General features: G+C 68.1%; 18 protein-coding genes and 1 pseudogene. 7 read left to right on the top strand and 12 right to left on the bottom strand.

Annotation, left to right across the window (positions count from 1 at the left end):
• From ACIQRW_RS02840 to ACIQRW_RS02810, 7 genes are all read right to left on the bottom strand, one after another.
• Positions 1 to 233: helix-turn-helix domain-containing protein (locus ACIQRW_RS02840; protein ID WP_403753428.1), on the bottom strand; the 233-nt coding region annotated here is incomplete at its 3' end.
• A gap of 905 nt (positions 234 to 1,138) precedes the next feature.
• The gene (locus ACIQRW_RS02835) at positions 1,139 to 3,283 is read right to left on the bottom strand and encodes an alpha-galactosidase (RefSeq protein WP_403753426.1); all 2,145 of its coding nucleotides are present in this window, start codon (positions 3,281 to 3,283) and stop codon (positions 1,139 to 1,141) included.
• Positions 3,283 to 5,391 carry a beta-galactosidase gene (locus tag ACIQRW_RS02830; protein ID WP_403753423.1) on the bottom strand — a complete coding sequence of 703 codons (2,109 nt, stop codon included), beginning with the start codon at positions 5,389 to 5,391 and terminating at the stop codon, positions 3,283 to 3,285. Before ACIQRW_RS02830 ends, ACIQRW_RS02835 begins: the two co-directional genes overlap by 1 nt.
• Positions 5,388 to 6,284, bottom strand: coding sequence for a carbohydrate ABC transporter permease (locus ACIQRW_RS02825; protein WP_403753420.1), 897 nt, complete (start codon positions 6,282 to 6,284; stop codon positions 5,388 to 5,390). The genes ACIQRW_RS02830 and ACIQRW_RS02825 overlap by 4 nt, the downstream gene beginning before the upstream one ends.
• On the bottom strand, positions 6,281 to 7,198 hold the full coding sequence (locus tag ACIQRW_RS02820) for a carbohydrate ABC transporter permease (protein WP_403753417.1): 918 nt from the start codon (positions 7,196 to 7,198) through the stop codon (positions 6,281 to 6,283). Before ACIQRW_RS02820 ends, ACIQRW_RS02825 begins: the two co-directional genes overlap by 4 nt.
• A 55-nt stretch (positions 7,199 to 7,253) precedes the next feature.
• Entirely contained in the window at positions 7,254 to 8,651 is a 1,398-nt protein-coding gene (locus tag ACIQRW_RS02815; protein WP_403753415.1) for an ABC transporter substrate-binding protein, read from the bottom strand.
• 271 nt (positions 8,652 to 8,922) lie between these two features.
• On the bottom strand, positions 8,923 to 9,897 hold the full coding sequence (locus tag ACIQRW_RS02810) for a LacI family DNA-binding transcriptional regulator (protein ID WP_403753412.1): 975 nt from the start codon (positions 9,895 to 9,897) through the stop codon (positions 8,923 to 8,925).
• A 683-nt stretch (positions 9,898 to 10,580) separates the two neighbouring features.
• Here ACIQRW_RS02810 and ACIQRW_RS02805 point away from each other — a divergent pair.
• Both ACIQRW_RS02805 and ACIQRW_RS02800 read left to right on the top strand, forming a co-directional pair.
• The gene (locus tag ACIQRW_RS02805; protein WP_403753410.1) at positions 10,581 to 12,209 is read left to right on the top strand and encodes a right-handed parallel beta-helix repeat-containing protein; all 1,629 of its coding nucleotides are present in this window, start codon (positions 10,581 to 10,583) and stop codon (positions 12,207 to 12,209) included.
• A 235-nt stretch (positions 12,210 to 12,444) separates the two neighbouring features.
• Entirely contained in the window at positions 12,445 to 12,987 is a 543-nt protein-coding gene (locus ACIQRW_RS02800) for a TetR family transcriptional regulator (protein ID WP_403753407.1), read from the top strand.
• A 364-nt stretch (positions 12,988 to 13,351) separates the two neighbouring features.
• On the opposite strand, the pseudogene ACIQRW_RS02795 reads toward ACIQRW_RS02800, so the two are convergent.
• A pseudogene (locus ACIQRW_RS02795) lies at positions 13,352 to 13,465 on the bottom strand (phytanoyl-CoA dioxygenase); the annotation flags it as partial.
• A 24-nt stretch (positions 13,466 to 13,489) separates the two neighbouring features.
• On the opposite strand from ACIQRW_RS02795, the gene ACIQRW_RS02790 reads away from it, so the two are divergent.
• The 5 genes from ACIQRW_RS02790 to ACIQRW_RS02770 are packed head-to-tail and all read left to right on the top strand — an operon-like array spanning position 13,490 to position 19,386.
• Positions 13,490 to 14,608 carry a MurR/RpiR family transcriptional regulator gene (locus ACIQRW_RS02790; RefSeq protein ID WP_403753404.1) on the top strand — a complete coding sequence of 373 codons (1,119 nt, stop codon included), beginning with the start codon at positions 13,490 to 13,492 and terminating at the stop codon, positions 14,606 to 14,608.
• A gap of 34 nt (positions 14,609 to 14,642) precedes the next feature.
• The gene (locus ACIQRW_RS02785) at positions 14,643 to 15,344 is read left to right on the top strand and encodes an RraA family protein (RefSeq protein WP_403753401.1); all 702 of its coding nucleotides are present in this window, start codon (positions 14,643 to 14,645) and stop codon (positions 15,342 to 15,344) included.
• A complete protein-coding gene (locus ACIQRW_RS02780) occupies positions 15,328 to 16,524 on the top strand; it encodes a glycoside hydrolase family 88 protein (protein WP_403753398.1) in 1,197 nt (398 codons plus the stop codon). The genes ACIQRW_RS02785 and ACIQRW_RS02780 overlap by 17 nt, the downstream gene beginning before the upstream one ends.
• Positions 16,508 to 18,535 (top strand): heparinase II/III family protein, encoded by a 2,028-nt coding sequence (locus ACIQRW_RS02775; RefSeq protein WP_403753395.1) that lies wholly within the window; start codon positions 16,508 to 16,510, stop codon positions 18,533 to 18,535. Before ACIQRW_RS02780 ends, ACIQRW_RS02775 begins: the two co-directional genes overlap by 17 nt.
• A gap of 41 nt (positions 18,536 to 18,576) precedes the next feature.
• Positions 18,577 to 19,386: a helix-turn-helix domain-containing protein gene (locus ACIQRW_RS02770; RefSeq protein ID WP_403753392.1), complete on the top strand. Its 810-nt coding sequence runs from the start codon at positions 18,577 to 18,579 to the stop codon at positions 19,384 to 19,386.
• A gap of 49 nt (positions 19,387 to 19,435) precedes the next feature.
• Here the strand turns inward: ACIQRW_RS02770 and ACIQRW_RS02765 are convergent, their stop codons facing one another.
• The 4 genes from ACIQRW_RS02765 to ACIQRW_RS02750 form a co-directional block, all read right to left on the bottom strand.
• Positions 19,436 to 20,206, bottom strand: coding sequence for an SDR family oxidoreductase (locus tag ACIQRW_RS02765; protein WP_403753389.1), 771 nt, complete (start codon positions 20,204 to 20,206; stop codon positions 19,436 to 19,438).
• Complete coding sequence (locus ACIQRW_RS02760; RefSeq protein WP_403753386.1) at positions 20,203 to 21,231, bottom strand: zinc-binding dehydrogenase; 1,029 nt, start codon at positions 21,229 to 21,231, stop codon at positions 20,203 to 20,205. The genes ACIQRW_RS02765 and ACIQRW_RS02760 overlap by 4 nt, the downstream gene beginning before the upstream one ends.
• Before the next feature lie 87 nt (positions 21,232 to 21,318).
• Positions 21,319 to 22,032 carry an SDR family oxidoreductase gene (locus tag ACIQRW_RS02755; protein WP_403753383.1) on the bottom strand — a complete coding sequence of 238 codons (714 nt, stop codon included), beginning with the start codon at positions 22,030 to 22,032 and terminating at the stop codon, positions 21,319 to 21,321.
• A 129-nt stretch (positions 22,033 to 22,161) separates the two neighbouring features.
• Entirely contained in the window at positions 22,162 to 22,956 is a 795-nt protein-coding gene (locus ACIQRW_RS02750) for a helix-turn-helix domain-containing protein (RefSeq protein ID WP_403753380.1), read from the bottom strand.
• Between the last annotated feature and the right edge of the window lie 157 nt (positions 22,957 to 23,113).

Genomic DNA, 23,113 nt, shown 5'->3' with positions numbered 1-23,113 from the left:
CAGACTCGGGCCTCGACCGCGGGCGGTGTGCGGTGAGGTGTGGTTCGGGGCTTGCTGGAGCGGTCGTGCAGACCGGCCTCGCCCTCGGCCCGCCATCGGCGGATCCACTTGTGGGCGGTGGGCCGCGATATGCCCATCTCGGCCGCCACGTGCGCGACGGGACGGCCGGACAGGACGCGTTCGACCAGGATCCGTCTGCCGTGAACGGTCAGCCGGGCATTACGGTGGGACACGAAGACCTCCGTGTGTGGTGTGGAGCCTAGACACCTCCACCACACCGGAGGTCTTCGCCATGATCAAGCCCGATCGGCGTTAACAACGCTCGTGATCAATACACCTAGGTCGGGGGCGATGCGGTGCGGCCAGGGGGCAAAGTCGGGCTCGCCTTCGGTGACGCGGGTCCAGCTGTGGGCGCTGATGGCCAGGCGCCGGCGTTCGTCGCTGAGGGGCTTTGGGTGGCTGGCGAGGTCCGGGCGCTGGGTGAGCCCCGTGGGCGAAGGTACCCTGGTAAAAGTGGCGACCGTGCCATCGGAGAACGCGGCGTCCATGCGTGCGTCGAGCCGGACTCGCCGACCGCCGTCCTCGGCCGCCGGCTGTCCACGTTGGCGCCCGATCGGAACGTCACCGGCGCGGGGGGCGACGGCCGGGGCGCGACGCGCTCGACGGCGTAAGCGAGCATGGTGAGGTGGGCCGAGGTCCAATTGGCCGATTGACGCCGTTCGCACTGTAGGAGCCGGAGCCGGAGCCGACCTGAGCACCCAGATCGGTCGGGAACCCTTCGAGACGGTCCTCGGCGTACGGGAGCTGCCGTTCGGCGCGCGACCGCTGCCGGGAGAGGGCGGCCGCAGCACTTGGACACGGCCGACGGCATGACCGTGGTCGTCCTCACCCGTCAGATCAGGTTCGCCCGCGACGTCGGCGACAACCGTCCTCATTGAGGATGGCGTCGTGGTCGAGGTCGGCCATTATCAGCAGCAGAGCTGCTTGAAATCGTGGCAGGTGAAGGCGACTGCTCTCGTCGGCGAGCCTGAAAGGCCAGCGTCGCTACGCCTCGTCATCTTGGGTCGTTCATCCCCAGGGCCGTAGCGGCGCCTCGAACGGGCGCGTCGGTTCCCGGCACAGCCGCGCCCTTCGCCCTTCAGTCCTCCCGGCGTAGCGTCAGCATTCGGCTGGAGTAGTTGCCGGGCGGCAGCTCTGCTGCCAGGCCGTGCGCGGCCAGCGCGGCACCGCTGCATACCGTGTCGGACGGCAGCGTTCCTCCGTCGTCGTGCACGCGGTAGACCGCCTGCGGATTGAGGCCGCGCAGTCTCAGTTTGGGTGCCAGCGCACGGCCAGCCGGCTTCGGCCGCCATTGCAGAACCACCGATTCGCGGCCGTCACGCGCCACGTACTGCACGGCGTGCTCGCCGGCCGCCGAGGAGCCGAGCCGGTACTGGTGCCCCGTCTGAATCGTTGCCCGGGCCTTCTTGTACTCGGCGACGTACACGGCTGCCTCGTCCAACTCCGCTGCCGACCAGCGCGTCAGATCTCCGCCGATGCCCAGGGCGCCGGCCATCGCACTGTGGAAGCGGAAGCGAAGGGGCACGGTCCGGTGGGTGAAGGGGTTCGGGCTGTCGGTGACCCAGGCACCCATCACCTGGGCGGGGTAGAGCTGCGAGAAGCCGTGCTGGATGGCAAGACGGTCCACTGCATCTGTATTGTCCGAAGTCCATGCCTGGTCGGTGCGGGCCAGGCTCGCCAGGTCGACCCGCCCGCCTCCGCCGGCGCAGGCCTCGACCCGTAGGTCGGGCCGGGAGGTGCGCAGTCGGTCAAGGACGCGGTGGGCCCCGAGGGCGTGCTCGACGAAGATTCGGCGTGCGTCGGCATGGCGGCCCGTGGAACCCGCCTCTGTGAACGACCGGTTGAAGTCCCACTTGAGGAAGTCCACCCTGAACCTGTCGACGGTGTGGAGCAGCCAGTCCAGGGCCCAGTCGGTGACCTCGGGGCGTGAGAAGTCGAGCACGAGCTGGTTCCGCAGAGGGTGGGCGGCGCGGTCGGGCAAATGCAGCACCCAGTCCGGCCGTTCGCGGTACAGCTCACTGTCGGGGTTGACCATCTCCGGTTCCACCCACAGCCCGAATTGCATGCCGAGCCCATGTACGTGGTTGGCGAGCGGCCGCAGCCCGTCGGGGAAGGCGGCCGGCCGGGGTACCCAGTCGCCGAGTCCCGCTCGGTCACTGTCTCGTGCGCCGAACCAGCCGTCGTCCACGACGAACAGTTCGGCGCCGACGCGTGCGGCCAGGTCTGCCAGTTCCCGCTGTCCCTGGAAGGTGACGTCGAAGGCGGTGGCCTCCCAAGAGTTGTAGAGCACGGGCCGCAACTCATCCGGCGTGGGCAGTACGTGGTCCCGCACGTATGAGTGGAAGGTCCGGGACGCCATTCCGAAGCCTTCGGGTGTGTACTGGCCCATGCTCACCGGGGTCGTCCAGCTCTCGCCGGGCGCGAGCGCGACCTCCACCCCCTCGTGGCCACTGCCGGTCAGCACACTGCATCGGCCCTCGGCGGTTTGCACCGCTGTCATCCGCCAACTGCCCGACGTGGCGAGGGCAACGGTCCACACCTCGCCGGTCTCCTCGGTGGCGTCCCCGGCGTCGAGGGTGAGCCACGGGTTGCTCTGATGGCCGGTGTGGCCGCGCCGACTGGTCAGGGTCGTCTCGCCGACGGGGAGCGGGGCCCGCCGCAACTGGAACTCCCCCGCCCAGCGGCCGTGCACCGCGCCCATTCGGTACGCCGGGAGCACGGGCAGGTTCCACTGCGCTGCCGAGTGCCGCAGCAGGGTCAGTGGGGAGTCTTGTAGCTCCCCGGTGTGCCGGAGTACGGTCCATCGCTCGATCACGGGGCAGGCCCGGCGCACCCGGTAGTGCAGCTCCCACGTGAGGGGACGTCCGCTGTCGCGGAGGCTGACGGACAGTTCTGCGCTGTCGCCGTCTTCCCGGAGGTCGTAGCCGTCCACGATCGGCTCGAGCGCGCTTGTGCCGTCCGTGTAGCGCACCTCGATCGCAGGTGGGGAGAAGCGCACCTGGCCGTCGACTGCCAGCTCCTCCGTACCGTCGAGGGAGGCATGAAAGCTGTCCGTCTCCACATCCGGCTCCCGGACCGCGCGTATGTCGTTCAGGGTGAGAGTGCCTCCCCAGTGCACGGTGCGCACGGTTCCGGCGGCCGAGTCGACCAGCAGGACGTAGCAGGTATCAGCGGCGTGCAGGAGCACGGTCCCCGAGCTGCGGTCGGCCTCGATCAGCGGCATCAGCGGTCCTCATCTCGGCGGGGCTCCCGGGGTGCCGCGAGCTCGTTCGTGCCTTGCCATACATCCGATTTACGCGTGCCGGGCTTTAGCTCCGCCGACTTGCGCAGCACGACGACCTCCCCGGCGGGCAGGCTCACACAGTCAGGAAGTACCGAGCCGTCGAGGCGGGTGTAGCCATTGAGGGGGACGATCGCCCCTTCGTCCGTGTGGTTGACGAGGAAGAGGTACGAACGCTCGCCCGAACTGCGGCGTACAGCCTCTACTCCGGGAGGCACGGCCGCGGCAGGGGCCGCCCCGGCCTCTTGGCAGACGGCACCGAGCAGGTCGCGCAGAGAGCTTTCGGGCAGTGCCGCCGCCGCGTACCAGCCTGTGCCGTGGCCGTAGCCGTGGCGGGTCACGGCCGGGCCGCCACGGGCGGGGCCTCCTTCGGGCCCGTCTGTGAATCGTAGCCAGGCCGTGCAGCCGCGTGCCTCGACCTTCTCCGTCCACACCGATGCGCGCGACCCGTCGGACAGCAGTGCCGTTTCGCCGTGCCGCAGGGGGACGTACTCGTCGATGACGAGCCCGAGAAGATCGCGGAACGCCCCCGGGTGCCCTCCGGTCCGTACCCGGTCGTGGGCGTCGACGGCACCGCTGAAAGGTCCGAGGACGGTGTGGCCGCCTTCCTGCACATAGGTGTGCAGGGCCTCGGCGTCCTCGTCGGTGACCAGGTAGAGGCTGGGAGCGAGGACGACTCGGTACGAGGCCAGGTCCGCGTCGGGTGCGACGAGGTCGCAGGTGATTCCGAGGTCCCATAGAGCCTTGTACCAGTACCTGACCAGATTCATGTGGCGCAGGCCTTCCGAGGGGCGTGCCTCCATCTCCAAGGCCCACCAGGCGGGCCAGCCGAAGATCAGCGCGACCTCGGCCTGCACCTGAGTGCCGCGTACCTCGGACAGGGTGGAGAGTTCGGCACCAAGGGCGGTGACCTCGCCCCAGGTACGGGTCGCTGTGCCGCCATGCGGGAGCATCGCGGAGTGCCATTTCTCCGCGCCCGCCCGGGACTGCCGCCACTGGAAGAACATGATGCCGTCAGCGCCGCGTGCCAGGTGGGTGAGGCTGTTACGACGCATTTCTCCCGGTGTCTTGGGGATGTTGACTGGCTGCCAGTTCACCGCCGACGTCGAGTGCTCCATCAGGAGCCAGGGCCGGCCGCCGGCCATGCCCCGCGCGAGGTCGGCGTTGAGCGCGAGGTCGACGTGGTTGCCCGGGTCGTCCGCGACGAGGTAGTGGTCGACGGAGACGATGTCGCAGTGCCGGGCGAAGGCGTGCCCGTCGACCTTCTTCTCCAGGGTGCCCAGGAGGTTGGTGGTGATCGGGGTGCTGGGGGCGAAACCGCGCAGCAGCGCGCTCTCCGCGCGGTGGCGGGCGAGCAAAGCGTCGGAGGAGAAGCGCCGGTAGTCGAGTTCCTGGCCGGGGTTGCGGAAGGCTGTGGTCTCGCGCGGTGGATCGATCTCCGCCCAGTCGCCGTACCGCTGTCCCCAGAAGTCGGTGCCCCAGACGTCGTTGAGCCGTTCCAGTGTGGTGTACCGGTCGCGCAGCCAGGTACGGAAGGCGGACCCGCTGGTGTCGCAGTAGCACAGGGCGTTGTGGTTGCCCCACTCGTTGTGGACGTGCCACATGACGACGGCCGGGTGCTTCGCGTACCGGCTCGCAAGTGCCCGCACCATGGCGTCGGCGGCGCGCGCGTAGTCGGGGCTGCTCGGGCAGAAGGCCTGCCGGCTGCCGTGGGTGAGCCGGGTGCCGGACGCGGTCTGCGGGAGTGCGGCCGGGTGGGCCCTGCTGAACCAGGGCGGAGGAGCTGCGGTGGGGGTGGCGAGGTCGACGGCGATGCCGGCGGTGTGCAGCAGGTCGAGGATCGTGTCGAGCTGCGACCAGTCGTACGCGCCGGGGCGGGGTTCGAGGCGGGACCAGGAGAACACCCCGACGGTGACGAGGTTGACGCTCGCCTCGCGCATGAGGCGTACGTCCTCGGGCCAGACGTCCGCCGGCCACTGCTCCGGGTTGTAGTCGCCTCCGTAGGCGATCCCACCGAGCTGTTCCGTCAGCGTGTGCAGGGCGTCCGTCACGACTTCACCGCCCCGGCGGCCAGGCCCGCACGCCAGTAGCGCTGGAGCATGAGGAAGGTGATCACGATGGGCACGACCGAGACGAGCGCGCCCACCAGGGTCAGCGTCTGGAGCTCCGGAGCCCGGCTGGTCTGAGACTGCCAGGTGAACAGCCCCAGGGTGACCGGGTAGAGCCGCTCGTCCTGGAGCATGATCAAGGGGAGCAGGAAGTTGTTCCAGATGACGACGAACTGGAACAGGAAGACCGTCACCAGCGCCGGGGACATCATCCGCAGCGCGACGGTGCGAAAGATCGTCCACTCACCGGCCCCGTCGATGCGGGCCGCCTCGATGACTTCCACGGGTATGGAGGCGGCGGCGAAGATGCGGGAAAGGTAGACGCCGAAAGGGCTGACGATGCTGGGCAGGAACACCGACCAGAAGGTGTTGGTGGCGTCCACCTCGGCGAACAGCAGGAACAATGGCAGCGCGAGGGCGGTTGCGGGCACCAGGACGCCGCCCAGGATCACCGAGAACACCGCCTCGCGGCCCTTGAAATCGTAGACGGCCAGGGCGTATCCGGCCATGGCGGCGAGCAGCGTGCCCACCGCCGCGCCGAATCCGGCGTACGCGAGGCTGTTGCCGAGCCAGCGGAGGTAGACGCCGTCCTGCTGGCTGAAGAGCGCGGCGAGGTTCTCGCCCAGGTGCCAGTCGGCGGGGAGCAGGCCGGGCGTGCTGACCAGATCGCTCTGGCTCTTGGTCGCGGAGACGAGCAGCCAGTAGACCGGCAGCAGCATGTACGCGGCGATCAGGGCCATGAAGACGAACACCGGCACGGCGGACGGGCCGGGGCCGCGACGGGAGCGTACGGGCGCGGGGGCGTGTGCCCCTTCGGTACGGGTGAGGAGGGTCATCCCTGCCTCCTGGCAGTGAAGCGGAGGAAGAGGAAGGAGAGCAGGAACGTCGCCACGGCGAGCAGAACCGACAAGGCTGCTGCCTCGCTGTAGCGGTCGCCCGCGGCGAGGGAGAAGGCGGCGAGATTCGGTGTGTACGTGCTGGTCACGCTGGTGGAGATGGCGCGGAAGACCTGAGGTTCGGTGAACAGTTGGAAGGTTCCGATCAGGGAGAAGACGCCGGTCAGCACGATCGCCGGGCGGATCACCGGCACCTTGATCCGCAGGGCGATCGCCCATGGCCCGGCCCCGTCGACCCGCGCTGCTTCGCTGAGATCTGCGGGCACGGCCTGAAGCGCCGCGTACATGATCAGCATGTTGTAGCCGGTGTAGGTCCAGGTCACGACGTTACCGATCGACCACAGGATGGCGTCGGGGCCGAGCAGGTCGACGTCCACGTTCACCGAACGGAGCAGGTCGACGACGGGGGACAGCCGCGGGTCGTAGAGGAACGCCCACATCAGGGCAGCCACGACGCCGGGGATGCCGTACGGCACGAAGTAGACCAGGCGGAAGAACCGCTTGAGGCGGGCCACCGCCGAGTCGAGCAGGAGCGCGAGCGCCAGGGCGAGGGCGAGCATCACGGGGATCTGCACCAGGGCGAACAGCGCCACGCGCAGCAGGCTGTCCGCGAAGTACGGCTCGGACATGACGTCGGCGTACTGCTGGAACCCGGCAAAGACGGTCTCGGTGCGGCCGAACGTGCCGCCCGTGCGCTCGGTTTTGTGCAGGCTCTGCCAGAAGGCGTAACCGACGGGCACGAGGGTGAACAGCACGAACGGGATCAGGAAGGGGGCGAGAAACGCGAACGGGGCGAGGGTTCGGTGACGGCGGGCTGGCGCCGCCACCGGGCTACGGGTGGTCGTCACGGTCACTTTCGGGTCGAGCCCAACCGGCGGGGCGATGGGGTGGGAGAGGGCGGACCGGGTGTCAGTCCGTCACGTCGAGCGACTGCTCGCGCAGCGACTCGGCGCTCTGGGAGTCGGTGTCCTTCAGCACGTCGGAGAGGGTGCTGCCGCCGCCGGTCGCCTTCGCCGTACCGTCACTGAGGAAGCGATAGGTGTCGGTCATGGTCGGACCCCACGTGAAGTCCGTGTCCACGTTGGCCGACGCCTCGGCGAAAACGTCGAAGACCTTCTGCTTCCCGTAGAAATCGACGGGCTGCTGCAAAGCGGGCAAATCCAGACCTGCCTTGGCGGCTGGGTAGAGTCCGCCTTCCCGGTTGAGAATCTCCAGCGCCTTCGCATCGGTGTTGAGCCACAGCGCGAACTTGGCCGCTTCGGCCGGATGCTTGCTGCCGGCGAGAACGGCGGTGGTCGAACCACCCCAGTTGCCCGCCTGCTCCTGCCCCTTCTCCCACTGCGGCATCGGGGCGACGGCCCACCTGCCGGAGGTGGACTTTGCGTTGTCGCGGATGGTGCTGTACCCCCAGGCGGCGCTGATCCAGCTCACGACCTCGCCGTCGTTCCACGACTTGTACAGGGCGGGCGAGAAGCCCTGGAGGTCCGTGGCGACGAGCTTGTCGTCGATGAGCCGCTGCCAGTAGTCGGCCACCTGGCGGCTCTCGGGCCGGTCCACGGTGACCTTCCAGCTGTCGCCGTCGCGCTCGAACATGGGGGCCTTGTTCTGCCACAGCAATCCGGTCAACCAGTTCGGGTCGGTCTGGGAGAAGTGGGTGATGTACTGTCCCTTCTTCGCCGCCTTGATTTTCCGGGCGGCGGCCTCGTACTCGTCCCACGTCGTCGGTGCGGCGAGACCGAGCTGGTCGAAGACGTCCTTGCGGTAGAAGAGCGCCATCGGGCCGGTGTCCTGCGGCACCGCCCACACCCCGTCCTCGCCCCCGGCGCCGAAGTCCACCTGGGACCACGTCCAGTCGACGAAGTCCGCCCGGGCGTCGGTGACTCCGGCGCACTTCGCTATGTCAGTCAGCCCGCCCTTGAGGCGGAAGCTGGCGAGGGAGTCGTACTCGATCTGTCCGAGGTCGGGGGCCTTGTCGGCCTTCAGTGCATTCGACATGTTCTGGTACGTGCCGGCGTTGCCGGACGGTGTCGTCCTGAGCTTGACCTGGATGTCGGGGTTCTCGCTGTTCCAGACGTCGACGGCCTTCTGCATGCCCGGCACCCAGGACCAGTAGTCGAGCGTGACCTTGCCCGAGGACTGCTCGCAGGCGGAGCTTGCTGCCGAATCCGTACCGTCCGTGCCGCCGCCGCACGCGGTCAGGGCGGTGAGGGTGAGCGCCACACCTCCGACCAGGCTGCGCCGCGCGAGGAGGCTGCGGCGGACGGCCGAGAGGTGGGGGGTGATCGAGCCGCGCGTGCGAAGTGCCATGAGGGTGCTCTCCCTTGAGCCGGGGCCGTCACGTTGGAGTGAGGCGACGGCGGCCACCTTCACAACAAGGATCAACACAAGTCAACAGGCCTCGCGGACTTATCTGCGCTCCGGGACCGTTTCGTGATTCGGGAGAGTGCGCTCGCAGCGGACATCAAGCGGCTCTGACCTGCGGAAATAATGCCAACGGGGCTGAGGGCGCACGATCGAGGAAGTGAACGTAATCGATTACGCCCTGCTCGTGCTTGAACGCCCGGCGTGGACAATTTCGTCAGACCGTTCCGCGCGGGATGAACTGCGTCTTGACGCGAACGGTCTTCCTCGCGACGCGCCCGTCGAGCCGCTCGATGAGCAGCCGCGCCGCAGCCCTGCCCACGTCCGGGGCCGGGTACCGGACCGTCGTCAGCCGCGGTCGGACGAGCGAAGCAAAGGAGGCGTCGTCGTGGCCGATCAGGGCCACGTCGCCCGGGATGTCGATCCCCAGCTCCTCCGCCTTGTCCATCGCGCCGACAGCGACGACGTCGTTCGCGCAGAAGACCGCGTCCGGCCGGTGCTTCATCCGCATCAGCCGCTCGAAGCCCACCGCGCCGGCCTCCCGGGTGTGTTCGCCGCGGACGACCAGGCGGCCGGGGAGCGTGGTGCCGAACTGGACGGCCAGGGCCCGCAGCAGGTCCAGGCGGGGGTCGCCGCCGGTCGCGTCCCGGGGGCCGGCGATCATCGCGATGCGCCGGCGTCCGGCATCCGTCACCTCCGTCAGAGCCTGGCGCATGGCGGCCCGCGCGTCAGGGGTCACCAGATCCGCCTCACCGAAGGGCAGGTCGGCGCTGACGACTACCGGGATGCCCGCAGCCGACAGCGTCAAAAAATCCTTCGCGACCAGCCGGAACGGAGTGATCACTACCCCTGCGAACCGCTGCTGGACGGCCTCCCGCAGAAACGCCCTCTCCTCGTCCCTGGCCGCCTGGGTGTCGCAGACCATGACGTGCAGGCCGAGCGGCCGCAACTCCTTCTGGAGCGCGGCCGCAAGCTGAGCATAGAAAGGGTTCGACAGATCGGGTACGACCAGCGCGACGATGGTGGAGCGGCCCGTCCGCAGGCTGCGCGCCATCGTGTTGACGGTGAAGCCCAGATCGGCGATGGCCGCCTCCACCACCCGTCGTGTCTCCTCCGCGACGGGCCGTTTGCCGGACAGGACGTAGGACACCGTCGCGGACGACACACCGGCCGCACGGGCTACATCGGCCATGGTGATCCGAACCGTCAACGCACACGCCCCCTCCGTTCGGGACTGAACTGTACCGGCGCTTCGAGCGGATTCCCGCACAGCCGGACGCGCCATCTACCAGCGCGCACAGGAAATCTGCGGGGGACACGGGCGGCATGCCCCACGTGAGGGATGCGTGACGGCTCGGCGGCCGCGCGCAGGTCGGTGTCGTCCAGAGGGGTCGATTCGGCGTTTTCGTGCGGAGCGTCTGCGCCGAAGCCCAGGGTGGTGAGCATGTTGCCGGAGCCAAGCCCTTCGGGGATTGGCCGACGTAGAGAGACAGGATCACATCGACTGCGGCGCCCGCTGCGGGTAGGCCAGTGGCCATGTGAAGGCGACACCGAACGGGTGCCAGGCCGCGCCGCAACTCCCAAGCAGAACTTCTTCGGAACGCCCAGTGCTCAACCAGGGCTTCAGCAGTGAACTGATGCACCGTCAGAATATTTACACCAAGGTCGGGGTTGCATTCGGTTTTTAGGTCTGCGACTGTCACTCACGCAACTCACCCCCCTCACAGTGGACTTCGGAGCACGGCGAACAGCGCTCCTGACGCGGCGCCGCGCCATGGACGAATGAACCTTTGGCGCCCTCACTTCTGCCCGTGGCTGACGCCGGCGCAGGACGTTCGCCGCTCCGTCAGGACGATCTCGGAGATCAGGCAACACATGAAACGCACGAGCACCCTCGTCGTGACCTCAGCACTGCTCGCCTCGTCTGTCCCGCTCGGCCTCGTCGCCATAACTGCGGGCCCGGCCCACGCCGCCGGACGCACGTACTTCGTCAGTCCGAGTGGCAACGACAGCAACCCGGGAACCTCACCAGGGGCCGCCTTCCGCACCATCCAGAAGGCGGCCGACAACGCTGGCCCCGGAGACACCGTCTCGATCATGAACGGCACGTACTCCGAGCGCTCCAAGGGTTCCAACGTGCTGACCGTCAAGCGCTCCGGACGCGCTGGGGCGCCCATCACCTTCACCGCCCACCCCGGCCACAACCCGGTGATCCACCCGGTGCACGCATGGAACGGCATCAGCGTTTATGGTGCGTCCTATATCACCATCAAGAACCTGGAAGTAAAGGGCAATAGCGCCGCTCTGACTCTTGCTGGGGCGGAACGCGACGCAAAGACGAGCGATTTCACTTACAACACCAATTGCATCTGGGCGGAGCCGAACAAGGCCACGGGTTCCAAACCCCACCACATCAACGTCGTCGGCAACACCGTCCATCACTGCCCCGGGCTGGGCATAGGTTCGCGCGGCGCGGACTACATGACGATCGACCGCAACCACGTCTACGCGACCTCGTGGTACACCGTCTACGCCACCAGCGGCATCTCGATCCTTGCCGCGCACGACATCGACCGCGGCAACCCCCGCAAGTACAAGATCCGAGTCACCAACAACAGGGTCCACGACAATGAGACCAGGGTGAAATGGGAGCGCTGCAAGTGCTATTCGGACGGTAACGGCATCATCATCGACACCCTCAAGGGCAAGTCGAAGGCCGGAGAGAAGGGCCCCGACTACCAGGGCAGGGTCCTGGTCTCCAACAACCTGTCCTACAACAACGGCGGCTCAGGTATCCACTCCTACAAGAGCCAGCACGTCGACATCGTCAACAACACGGCGTACAAAAACGGTCGCAGCACCCGCATGGAGAGCTACGCCAATATCTTCGCGCACGACAGCACCGATGTCCGGCTGCTCAACAACATCGCGTACGGCCGTCCCGGTCAAGCGACGAACAGCAAGTCCCGCAACGTTGATGTCACCTACGACTACAACATCTACTTCGGCGGCAAGGCTCCCGAGGTCAAGGGGCCCAACGACATCATCGCCGACCCGAAGCTCGCCAGCCCGGGTACCGGGGCTTCAGCCGACTTCCGGCTGAGCAAGGGCTCCCCCGCCATCGGCTCGGGTGTCCCGTTCGCCGCCGTGACCACCGACCTCACCGAGGCACGCCGGCCCGGCGGCGCACCCGACCGTGGAGCCTACAGCTTCAGTACCGAAGGTAACGACGCAGCACCAGGGGCATCTGCAGGCAAGCCCGCCTCTCCGGGCCAGCAGAGCTCCTCCCCGACCGAGCCCTCCGAAGGATCTGATGCCGACACCTCACCCTCCGCCGAAGCATCCGCCACCAGCGCCGACGACTCCGGCCTGAAGCCGAACGGGGAGGGCGAGCCCCTCGCAGAGACCGGCGGCTCCAGCCCTGTAGTCCCGCTCGGCATTGCGGCGGCCGTTCTTGCCGTCGGCGGCAGCATCCTCTTCGCCGTCCGGCGCAAGCGCTCCTGACCCTTCTGTCTGTTACACCGCCAAGACGTGGTGCCGGTCCCGCCCCCCTGCCCCCAGGGACCGGCACCACTGCGCGTGCGCCGTACTCATCCTCGCGGGCCTCCGCAGCAGCGGACCGCGCGCCCCTGACAGACTTGCCTCTATGGCCGCGGCAGAGCACCACACCAGAACGGAGTCACCTACCGGTGAACCGGCACCAGACCCCCCGCGCGTCGCCTGGCGCAAACAGATGAGAGTGCGCGTACTCGATGCTGCCCGCGACCTGACCTGCGAGGCAGGCTGGGACCAGGTCAGCCTCTCCGCCGTCGCGGCCCGGGCCGAAGTCTCACGCCCTTCCGTGTACAAGGAATTCGGCAGCAGAGCCGGCCTGGGCCGCGCACTGGTGATCCGGGAAACCCGCCAGTTCCTCACTGGCGTAGCCGACACCTTCTACCCCGGGACGCCGGATACCCACGCCTGCCTCGAATCCGCCGTTCTCTACGTACTCAGCGAGGCTGACAAGCAGCCTCTCATCCGTGCGGTGATCACAGCCGCCCGCGAAGGCTCCGACAGTCTGCTCCCTTACCTCACGGCCCGGGCCGACCCGATTTTCGACGCGGGACAGAGCCTGGTTCAGAGCTGGCTGGCCACGCGGTACCCACAGCAGGACGCGGAGAGTCTCGAGATGGCAGCGGACGTCATCGTCCGCATGACCATCAGCCACCTCATCCTGCCAGCCGGTGAGCAGCACCTCATTGCTCGAAGACTGGCAACGGCGGCGTTGAAACTACTGCGCTGAACCAACCCGTGTTCAGGCGGCAAGGCCGTTCAGCACAGACTGCCCCTGCCCGCGGCACGCGCTGAAGCAATCCTCCGACAGCAGTGGACGCAGCGCCCCGGTACGTGAAGACGAGGACTACCGCTCCAGCCCGCCCTGCCGACATGAGCGAACACCTCGGCCAATCGGCAGACCACTGGGGCAGCAGTACGTTCGCGGCACCTCCCGCAGCGAGACCCGCTCCCGGCCCGGACCGTAGACACGGCAGTCGGAACAGTTCGCGTAACGTACGGCGTATCGCCAGCCCCACCTCGTGGGTGCTCAAGACGAATGTCGACGCCGCCGGTCGGCGCCATGTGCAATGCCCAACCCATGCGGCCGACGTTCAGGGCGCGCCCATGATCAAGCCCTCGATGGTGTGTTTCTGCGTGATGGGCGTCAGCTCATCGACGACCGGGCAGCGAAGGTGAAGCCGAACCCGCTGCGGCAGCATGTCCCATTACTTCCGGGTGACAGCAACCACGTGACCGGACCGTCTGCCCGGAACCACGTGGCCGGTCCGTCCGACCGGGCCACCCTCGCTCCCGTCCGTACGACCACGGAGGCCGCCCTGCGCGAAGAACTCGACGCGCGCAACGCCTCCCCGCTCTCCCTCTACGAGTCGGCCGGCTTCGGTCGGAGCGAAACGGTCCAGGGCAAGGGCGAGGGCACGCCGGAAGACAGCACCCACCGAAGGACGCACGAGGGCGCCGGCCCGGACCCGGCGCTCTTGGGGCACGGAAGCCAGGTGTTCACCGGTGCCGTCACCGCCACCCTCGCCGAGCTTCCTCCGCACGACTTCGAGCATGCGGTACGGCTCCTCTCGGACCGGAAGCGCCGCATCACCCTGGCCGGTGGCCGCTTCACCCACCTCCTCGCCCAGTACCTCGGCCTGCACCTGATGCAGTTGCGGGACGACGTACGGTTCCTGCCCGACCATGACGTCGAACGCACCGCGGTCCTCGCCGCGCTCACCCGGTGCGACGTGCTGGTCGTCTTCGACTACCGCCGCTACGAGAGCGACAGGACCACCATGGCGGCCCTCGTCCAGGAGCAGGGCGGCAAAGTGGTCCTGTTTGCCGATACCTGGCTAGCCCCCGGCACCCCGCAGGCCGAGGTCGTGCTGCCCAGCCGGGTCACGGCGCCCTCCCCCTACGACAGTCTCGTTGCCGACCTCGCCGTGTGCAGACCGCCGTGGCGGGAGTCATCGCGACGCTGGGCGACGAGGCCTGGAAGCGCATGCAGCACGGCGAGGACACCGCACGGCGGGCAGGGCTCTACTGACACTCCGCGGACAACGCGCCGCTTCTGCTCTTCCTCGGCGGTCAGGGTGCCGCCGCACCTGCCGGAACGGCCACCCCGTGGGCCGCGGCCGACGTACGACCATGGTCGCCCTCCGCCCCCGCCGCTCCCCTACGTACCCGCCCTGCTGAGGACGGAATTCCGGGCGACGGACCGGCTCGACCGGCAGATCGTGCAAACCATTGGCGAACGGACCCGCGTGCGCACCAGCTGTTCCTGCATACGGTCTGGAAGTCGGCATCGTGCCGCCACGTCGCTCCGTCCCCGTCGGGCGGAGACCGACGCGCTCTGCAGGAAGTGAGTCACCACGCATGCACCATCCAAGGACCGACGCTGTGCCGCCCCCCGTCGCATCCCCCGCGGACGGGCACGTCGCCGGCTCAGGACTCACCGACGGCGAATTGTGCGACCGCTATGCCCGCGTGTCCACGGCCGCGGTCAACGACGTGCTCCGCGCCGGAGGGCTCACCCGTCAGGTACTCCCCCACGCGATCGTCCCGGTGCGCGACGACATGCGGCTGACCGGTGTGGCCTTCACCATCAAGGGTGCCAAGAGCCTGCAGCTGGACGGTGAGATGGAAGAACGCGCCGTGATGCTGGAGGAGATACCGGATCATGCGATCTGTGTCTGGGACACCTCCGGAGACGACGAGTCCGCCCAGTGGGGCGAGGTCATGACCATGGCCGCACAGCGGAAGGGCTGCCGTGGCGCCGTGGTCGACGGCGGCGTGCGCGACACGGAGAAGATCCTGGACCTGGATTTCCCCGTCTTCGCCCGCTACCGGACGTCGAACGGCATGCTCGGTCGCTTCCGGATGACGGGCTGGCAGACCGAGATCAGGCTCGGTGAGGTGACCATCGCACCGGGCGACTTCATGGTCGGCGACCTCGACGGAGTAATCGTCATTCCTCGCGCCCTGGCCGAGGGGACGTTGATCGCGGCGGAGAAGATCGAGGAGGACGAGGTCGGAATCAAGCAGATGGTCACCTCCGGCCTGGAGCCCCGAGAGGTGGTGAAGCGTGGTGGCTACTTCTGACCGTGGACACCTTGCCGATTCGACGCACCACTCCACGACGGCGCACCACTCCGCACAAGCGGCACCCCACGAGGTCGCCGTCGGACTCTTCCGTCACTACGACGCGACCGACGAGGTCAAGGCCTACTACGGCGTCCTGGCGGTCTACGCGCTGGCCCGCGCGGCGACCGAGGCGGGCGACGATGCCACCGTTCACCACGCGGAGACCGTCGTCCGCCGTTTCCCCGATGAGATCCCACATCCTCCGTACAACTTCCCCAGCTACCGCATCGGCGGAATCGCGCATGCCTTTCTGAGCGCCCGAGGCCACTTGAGGGACCGCGCGGATCTGCTGCGGCACTATGCCGACGAGATGATGACGGCGACGCGCGACGAAAAGGGGATCCTCGCCATGCCGGGGCGCCCCGATCTCATCTGGATCGACGTCGCGATGGCCTCGGCGCCCTTCCTGATGTACGCGGGCCAGGCCTTGAACGAACCCCGCTACATCGAGGAGGCCATCACCCAGGCTGTCCTGATGTACGACGAATTCCTCGACCCCGACAACGGTCTGCTGCACCAATGCAAAGGGTTCGTCGCCAAGGGAGTCCTGTCGCAGGATCACTGGGGACGGGGCAACGGATGGGGGCTGTTCGCTCTCGCCGAGCTCCTGCGCGGGCTGCCCGCAGAGTACGAGCGGCGCGAGGAGGTCGTGGAACGGTTCGTCGCGCTGTCGCGGAGCCTCTTGCCGCACCAGACCGGCCGGGGGCTGTGGCGTCAGGAGATTTCCATGGCCGACGCCTGGGAGGAGTCTTCCGGGTCCGGCCTGATCGTGTACTGCCTCGGCGTGGGAATTCAGCAAGGAGTGCTCGTCGGCCAGGAGTGGCGAGACGCCGTCAGCGCCGGCGTGCACGGCCTTGCCCGGTGGTGCGTCAACACCGACTTCTCCACGGAGAACAGCTGTCCGGGAACCCTGTGCCCGGGTGAGGGTGAGGCCACGGGGACACCCGAGGCCTACGTCGGGCTGCGTGCGCCCTTCCGGGACGAACCGCACGGCTTCGCCGCACTGATCCTGGCGATGTCCGTCGCGCACGTCGTCGGCATCGGGTCGGTACGGCTTCGACCGTGCCACCAGTCCGAGCTCTACCTTTCTCCGCTTGCCCCGACCACGGATGAGGCGCCCGATGTCCCTGGCGAATGACCCCCGCACGAAGAGCCGGCTCGATGTGCGGCGCGCTCTCGACCTGTGCCGGAAGAACCCCCGAGCCCAGGACATGCTGGATGTTCTGACGCGGCGTGCCGAGCGCTGGGCCGCTTCCCCGACCGTCGTCGATCCGGACGACGCCGCCGCACGGGTGGACTGGTGGTACGTCTGCTGGGAGCGTATGAGCGATGTCGCGGTCGTCCAGGCTCTCGACCCGGACGAGGGACGGGCTGCCTGGCTGACCACTGAGGTCATGAGAATCTGCGACCTTCCGGCCGACGAATGGACGGGTCCGTCGTTCCGGCCCCGGACCTCACCTCTGGTGGGCACCCTTGAGACGGCCCACATCGGTCTCGGCGTGACGACGGTTCTCGAGCTCTGTCCGGACCTCTTCGACGAAGCTCAGCGCCGGCTCGTAGAGCAGGCCCTCGTCAGCAAGGGCCTGGAACCGTGCCGTCGCTTCCTGGAGGGCAACGAGCGCGTTCCCGGGGACGGGGAGCCGGCGCCCGACATATGCAACTGGTACCTGGTGGTGCTGAACGGATTCGCCGCCATGGCGTTGGCGACAGGCTCCGACGCCGACATCGGGACGCTCCCCCGCCGGTTCCGGTTCGGGGCCGCGCTATGTCAGGCCGACAGCTACGCGGAGTGGGTTCAGTACTGGGGTTATGCCCTGCTGCACCTCACCCATCTGTACGAGCTGATGGCCGACGCCGATGTCCCGGGGGTGACCCCTGAGTGGATCGCACCCATGGGTAACGCGCTGCCGTGGGTCGCGCAGTCGGTGATGTTCGAGCAGAACCGCAGCTCGTGGGGTGACGGTCGCTACATGGCGATGGTGAACTTCGGGGACACGGCTCTGACGGGAAGGCCGCCTGCCGACGTTCTTCTGTGCCTCGCGAGATTTCTGCCCGACTCCGTCGGGCCCTGGCGTCGAGGTCTCGCACGCTGGCTCTTCGAAGCCACCTACGTGGACCTCGAACTCGCGCCGGGCGGCGGGGCGTCCTTCGGCTTCTTCAACGGGGTCAGCTGGCGGAGCCTCAACCACCTGGCTGATGCCGGTGAACCCATGTCGCCCTCGGAGGCCGGGCTCGCGACCGGGCAGGGTTTCGGGTCGGGCGCGGTCGTCGTCCGGGACTCCTGGCAGGACACCAGGACCGTACTGGCCGCACGTACGGGCCACGACGAACTTCCCACCGTTTCGCACCGGCACGCCGACGACGGCAGCTTCGTCCTGGGGCATCGAGGGGAGGTGCTGTTCACGGATCCGGGTCACTGCTGCTACCGCCTTCAGGCGCAGTCGGACGCCAAGGCACCCGACGCGCACACCGGTTGGTCGTTCGTCGATCCCTCGGCGGGCGAGACGGTGACGCAGAGTCTTCCGCTGACCGGGGAAGCCCAGGGCACCCGGGTCGGGCCGCGGCTGGTCGACAGCCCGTCCGTGCCCGGACCCGTCACCGTCTTCAGCGCCGATCTGGCCGCCGCTTACCGCGATCCGGCGGTTGCCCGCGTACGGCGCACCTGGATCAGCTGGCTCCCGCATCTCGTCCTGATCGTCGACGAGATCGATACACGGCGCCCCTTGACCGTAGACTCCCATTTCGTGATCAACAACCGTGATGATCTCCTGCGGACCAACAGGGCCACGGACAGCCGGCTCGTGTTCCGACGTGGCGCAGCAGCGGCCAAGTTCTTCCAGCTGGCGTCCGAGACCGACCAGCGTCCTTCCATGTCTCCGGTTCGAACACACTGGTCCGCTCTCCATGACATCTACAGCCCTCACCCGAACTCTCCGGGACAGGGAAAGGAAGGAAGCGGCGAAGTCCACACGTTCTCCTCGGCGACTGCGGGAACCCACCACCGCAGCGTCTATTCGATCATTCTGGACGAGGAGTCGGCGATCAAGGGGTGGCACATCTGGTTGCGCAGGAATGTCGCCGTCGTGCAACGTCCGGACGGGACCGAGGTCTCCTTCGACCTCCACCATCTGGTGACCCGGGCAACGTGACGAGCCGTAGTTCGGAAGAGCAGCAACGGCACCTTGCTGTCATGCCGTCGCGAGACCCGTTCGACTGCACCGTCAGCGACGTCGACTACGTGCTGATCCGCCAGACCACTCCGGACTGGCGGATCACCAACCACGCCAACACGCAGTCCCACATCATGGTCTATGCCGTGTCGGGCAAGGCCGACTACGAGATCGCCGGCCAGGCCTACCGCATCCGTCCCGGGGCGCTGGTCCTGATGCCTCGCGGCACCCCGCACACAGCCAGCAGCGACCAGGAGGACCCCTGGCACTTCATGTCGGTCGCCTTCCGGGTGACGACGGCAAACCAGGATCCGGAAGCCCTGCTGGCCACACTCCCTGTCGTGAGCACCGATCTGTCCGGAGGCGTCGCCACCTACTTCGCTCAGCTGCACACCGCGTGGACGTCCCGGGAACCGGGATACCTGCTGCAGATGCGGGGATTGACGTCGGCGGTGCTCTTCCGTGTGATCGAGAAACACCGCCAGTCGACGACGGACGCGCCGCACACGCGGCGCATCTCGGCCATCACCCAGCTGCTGACGGACAGTTTCTCCACCACGTACTCGGTACAGGAACTGGCCGCCCTGTCCGGATTCAGCCCTTCTCACTTCCGGACCGTGTTCAAGAAGGTCACCGGGCTGACGGCGACGGCGTACCAGCAACATGTCAAGATCGCGAAAGCCACGGAGTTCCTGAGCAGTGGAGAGTTCAACGTCACGGAGACCGCACGCCTGACCGGCTTTCGCGACGTGCACTACTTCAGTCGCCTGTACAAACAGATGACCGGCATCAGCCCGTCGCACCTGTCCCAGGGCGACTTCTTCGTCTGACTGCGCGGGGTGGGGCCCGGCCCACCAGGGCCGGGCCCCACCCCCTGCCTCACCGCCCCAGCCATCCCCCGTCGACAGGCAGCGTCGTGCCGTGCACGTAGTCCGCCGCGGCGCTGGCCAGGAACACCGCGCTCCACGCGAGGTCCGAGGGATCGCCCCAGCGGCCGGCCGGGATCCGGTCGAGGATCGCCTTGCTGCGGTGCGGGTCGTCGCGGAGTGCGGCGGTGTTATCGGTGGCGATGTATCCGGGCGCCAGAGCGTTCACGTTGACTCCGGACCCGGCCCACTCGTTGGCGAGCGCCTTCACCACTCCCAGGACGCCGTGCTTGGCGGCGGCGTACCCAGGCACCAGGATGCCGCCCTGGTAACTCAGGAGGGACGCGGTGAAGATGATCTTCCCCGAGCCTCTGCGCACCATGGTGGCACCGATCTGCCGGGCCAGCAGGAATTGGGCGGTCAGGTCCACTTGCAGGACGAGGTCCCAGTCCTCGTCGGAATGGACGGCCGCCGGCGCCCGGCGGATGACCCCCGCGTTGTTCACCAGAATGTCGATCGGTGGCTGGGTTTCCGTGAGCGCCGACGCCAGTTCGGTGACGGCTCGGCGGTCTGCCAGGTCCGCCTGGACAGCCTGGAAGGAACGCCCTTCCGCGCGGACCGCCGCGCCGGTCTCGCCGTAGTCGGTGATCGTGCTGGAGACGCCGACGACGTCGGCTCCCGACCGGGCGAGTGCGACGGCTATGGCCTGGCCGATGCCGCGGCTGGCTCCGGTGACCACGGCCCGCTTGCCGGAGAGGTCGAAGGGGGAGCGTGGTCCTGTCATCGCACCGCTCCGGTGCAGACGAGGACCTTCATGACCCCGCGGCCGGATTCCATCGCCGCGAACGCCTCGGCAGCGTCACCGAGCGGGACGATCGTCGAGATCATGACGTCGGTCGGTACCGTCCCGTCGTGGATCAGCTCCACGGCCTCGGCGAAGTCGCTCCGTTCGTACAGCCGGGCGCCGACAAGGGTGAGTTCGCGCCAGAAGATCCGATGCAGGTCGATGCTCTTCGGGCGGGGGTGGATCGCGACGAGGCAGAGTCGGCCGCGGACACCGAGTACCTGCACGGCGGTGGCCAGGCCGGCCTCCGCTCCGGAGACCTCGAAGGCGACGCGGGCCCCGGCGCCCTCGGTCCGGTCCTCCACCGCCGCGGCCGGGTCCTCGCTACCCGGGTCGACGGTAGGGAATCCGAGCCGGGAGATGAAGTCCCGCCGGTAGGCGTCCGGTTCGACGACCAGTACGGAGCCGCCGGCCCGGCGGGCCAGGAGTGCGATCAGCACGCCGATGGGCCCGGCTCCCACGACCACGACGGTGTCTCCTTCGGAGACTCCCGCCCGGCGGACGTCGTGGACGGCCACCGCCGTCGGCTCCACCAGTGCCGCCGCCGCCAGGTCGATGTCGGGCGGCAGGGGCACCACCACGCGGGCGGGGACGGTCCAGCGTTCCTGGAGAGAGCCGGCGGAGTCGACCCCGATGAAGTCCAACAACTGACATATGTGCTGATGACCGCCCTGGCACGCCGCGCACGCACCACAGGAACGGAGCGGCATCACGGTCACGGGGTCACCCGGCGAGAAGCCGGTGACCCCCTCACCGATCGCGGTGATCCGTCCGGACATCTCGTGACCGAGAACCGCAGGCCGGTGCACGCGGCCGTCCATGTCGCCGTGGAAGATGTGCAGGTCCGTCCCGCAGATCCCGGTGTAGGCCGGGGCGATCTCCACCTCGCCCGGCCTCGGTGGGCGCCGGTCGACCTGCGCCGTGACGATCGAACGAGCGCCCGCGTACTGAACTGCGAGGGGCATGAAAGATCCCATCTTCGAGAGGAAATGCGAAGGAGGTTCGTAAGGGAGAGCTGAGGAAGTTCGTATGTGAGAGATGAGACGCCGGTGTCAACGCGACCGAGGTGCTCCCGTGGACTCGAAGAGCAGCTCGCGCACCACGACGTGCGGGGGAAGGGAAATGACGTACAGCAACGCGGAGACCACGTCCTCCGGTGCCATCAGGAACTCCCGCTGCACGGGCCGATCACCCCAGAACGGCGTGTCGGTTCCTCCCGGAGCCAGATGCGTGACCCGGATCCGCTCCTCCTTCAGCTGCAGGGAGAGCGCAGCGGTGAACATCGCCACGGCCGCCTTCGCGGTGCAGTAACCCGGGGCGGTGGCGTTCGGCCGCAGGCCCGCCGCGGACCCCACGTTGACGATCAGCCCCTGCCCACCGGCCAGGTGCGGTATGGCGTGCTTGCAGGCGAACATGGTCCCGGACACGTTGACGTCCAGCATGGTGCCGAAGTCCGCCGCCGACGCCTTCGCGATCTCTCCGGGGATCGACAGTCCGGCCAGGTTGACGAGGACATCGAGGCCGTCGAGTTCAGCGACGGCCGCCCGCATGAAGCCGGCCACCTGCTCCTCGTCCGTGATGTCGGCGACGCGACCGAAAGCACCGGGCACCTCCTGCGTCAGAGCATCGAGGCGTTGCTTGTCGGAACCCGTCACGGCCACCGCCGCGCCGCGTTCCCGCAGAGCGGCCACCAGCGCTCGGCCGATACCGCCGGTTGCTCCCGTGATGGCAACCCGGAGACCGGAAAGGGAATCTGCTGCGTACATCCGACTGCTCCTCGACAAGAAAACACGTCCTGGAACTCCAACTGTGGCCGCAGGAGGCATGGCCGTGCCATTGGCTGGACGCTCCTCCCTTGCACAATCCGCCGCTGGGACCACGGTTGTCGGCGCCGGTCACTCCGTGGGGTACAGCGATTGGTGGCGTCGGCGGAACTCGGCCGGGGCCATGCCGTAGGTGGCCGAGAAGGCAGCGTAGAAGCGGCTCGCCGAGCCGAATCCGGCCGTGTGCGCCACCTGTACGACGGTCAGGTCCGTGGTCAGCAGGAGGTCGTGCGCCAACGACGTCCGGCACTGCCGGACGTAGGCGCCGATCGTCACGCCGGTAACGGCCTTGAAAACGGTCATGACGTAACCCGGCGCAAGGCCGACCGCTTGGGCCAGCTCCTGGACTGACAGGGGCTCGCGGAGGTGGTGCGCAACGTACTCGGCAACGGCCGCCGCGTGAGCCGGTCCGCCCGCCGGAGCCTGCGCGGCGTCGTCCTCCATCGGCCCGGCGGACCACAGCCAGCGCAGCACCGCCGCCTGGACCTCCAGGCGGACGGCATCCTCCGGACCGGCATCGAACGACTCCCAGCGGCTGGTCAACATGGCGTCCACGTCGTCCTGGCGCACCGTGACGACGGTGTCGCGCAGCAGCCTGCGCATGATCGCGGCGTGGCCGCGCCAGTGGTGCAGTTCAGAGAGCGGGACGGTTGCCCAGCGCACCGTGCACTGCGGATCGGCCCGCACCAGCCGGTGCGCGACCGCCGACCAGATGACGGCGACGCTCCCGGCGGGCACCACGACGTACCGTCCGCGGATGAGGTAGGCGAGGTCGCCACCGCGGACGACGTTGATCTCGATGCCGTCATGCGTGTGCGTACTGCCCATCGGTTCCGGCGCACCGGACCAGCAGCGGATTTGGGTCATGCCGACGTGACTCCTTCTCCCGTTGCTGTCACCCCCGCCCTGGAACACGAGCTGAGGATACGGGAGGTAAGGAGACCGGGACCGGAGGTTTCTCCTGTTCCCTCGCCCTAGCGTCGTCCACGGCGTCGCTCGGCGCCGACAGACAGGTTGTCCCAAG

It is taken from the genome of Streptomyces sp. NPDC091287 (assembly GCF_044768525.1).
Taxonomy (GTDB): Bacteria; Actinomycetota; Actinomycetes; order Streptomycetales; family Streptomycetaceae; genus Streptomyces.
This window is presented reverse-complemented; position numbering and strand designations above follow the sequence as displayed.

Coding starts and splice junctions, on each gene's coding strand:
- ACIQRW_RS02835 (WP_403753426.1), bottom strand. CDS start 3,283: ATGCCGCTGATCGAGGCCGACCGCAGCTCGGGGACCGTGCTCCTGCAC.
- ACIQRW_RS02825 (WP_403753420.1), bottom strand. CDS start 6,284: ATGACCCTCCTCACCCGTACCGAAGGGGCACACGCCCCCGCGCCCGTA.
- ACIQRW_RS02815 (WP_403753415.1), bottom strand. CDS start 8,651: ATGGCACTTCGCACGCGCGGCTCGATCACCCCCCACCTCTCGGCCGTC.
- ACIQRW_RS02810 (WP_403753412.1), bottom strand. CDS start 9,897: ATGGCCGATGTAGCCCGTGCGGCCGGTGTGTCGTCCGCGACGGTGTCC.
- ACIQRW_RS02805 (WP_403753410.1), top strand. CDS start 10,581: ATGAAACGCACGAGCACCCTCGTCGTGACCTCAGCACTGCTCGCCTCG.
- ACIQRW_RS02775 (WP_403753395.1), top strand. CDS start 16,508: ATGTCCCTGGCGAATGACCCCCGCACGAAGAGCCGGCTCGATGTGCGG.
- ACIQRW_RS02770 (WP_403753392.1), top strand. CDS start 18,577: ATGCCGTCGCGAGACCCGTTCGACTGCACCGTCAGCGACGTCGACTAC.
- ACIQRW_RS02765 (WP_403753389.1), bottom strand. CDS start 20,206: ATGACAGGACCACGCTCCCCCTTCGACCTCTCCGGCAAGCGGGCCGTG.
- ACIQRW_RS02760 (WP_403753386.1), bottom strand. CDS start 21,231: ATGCCCCTCGCAGTTCAGTACGCGGGCGCTCGTTCGATCGTCACGGCG.
- ACIQRW_RS02755 (WP_403753383.1), bottom strand. CDS start 22,032: ATGTACGCAGCAGATTCCCTTTCCGGTCTCCGGGTTGCCATCACGGGA.
- ACIQRW_RS02750 (WP_403753380.1), bottom strand. CDS start 22,956: ATGACCCAAATCCGCTGCTGGTCCGGTGCGCCGGAACCGATGGGCAGT.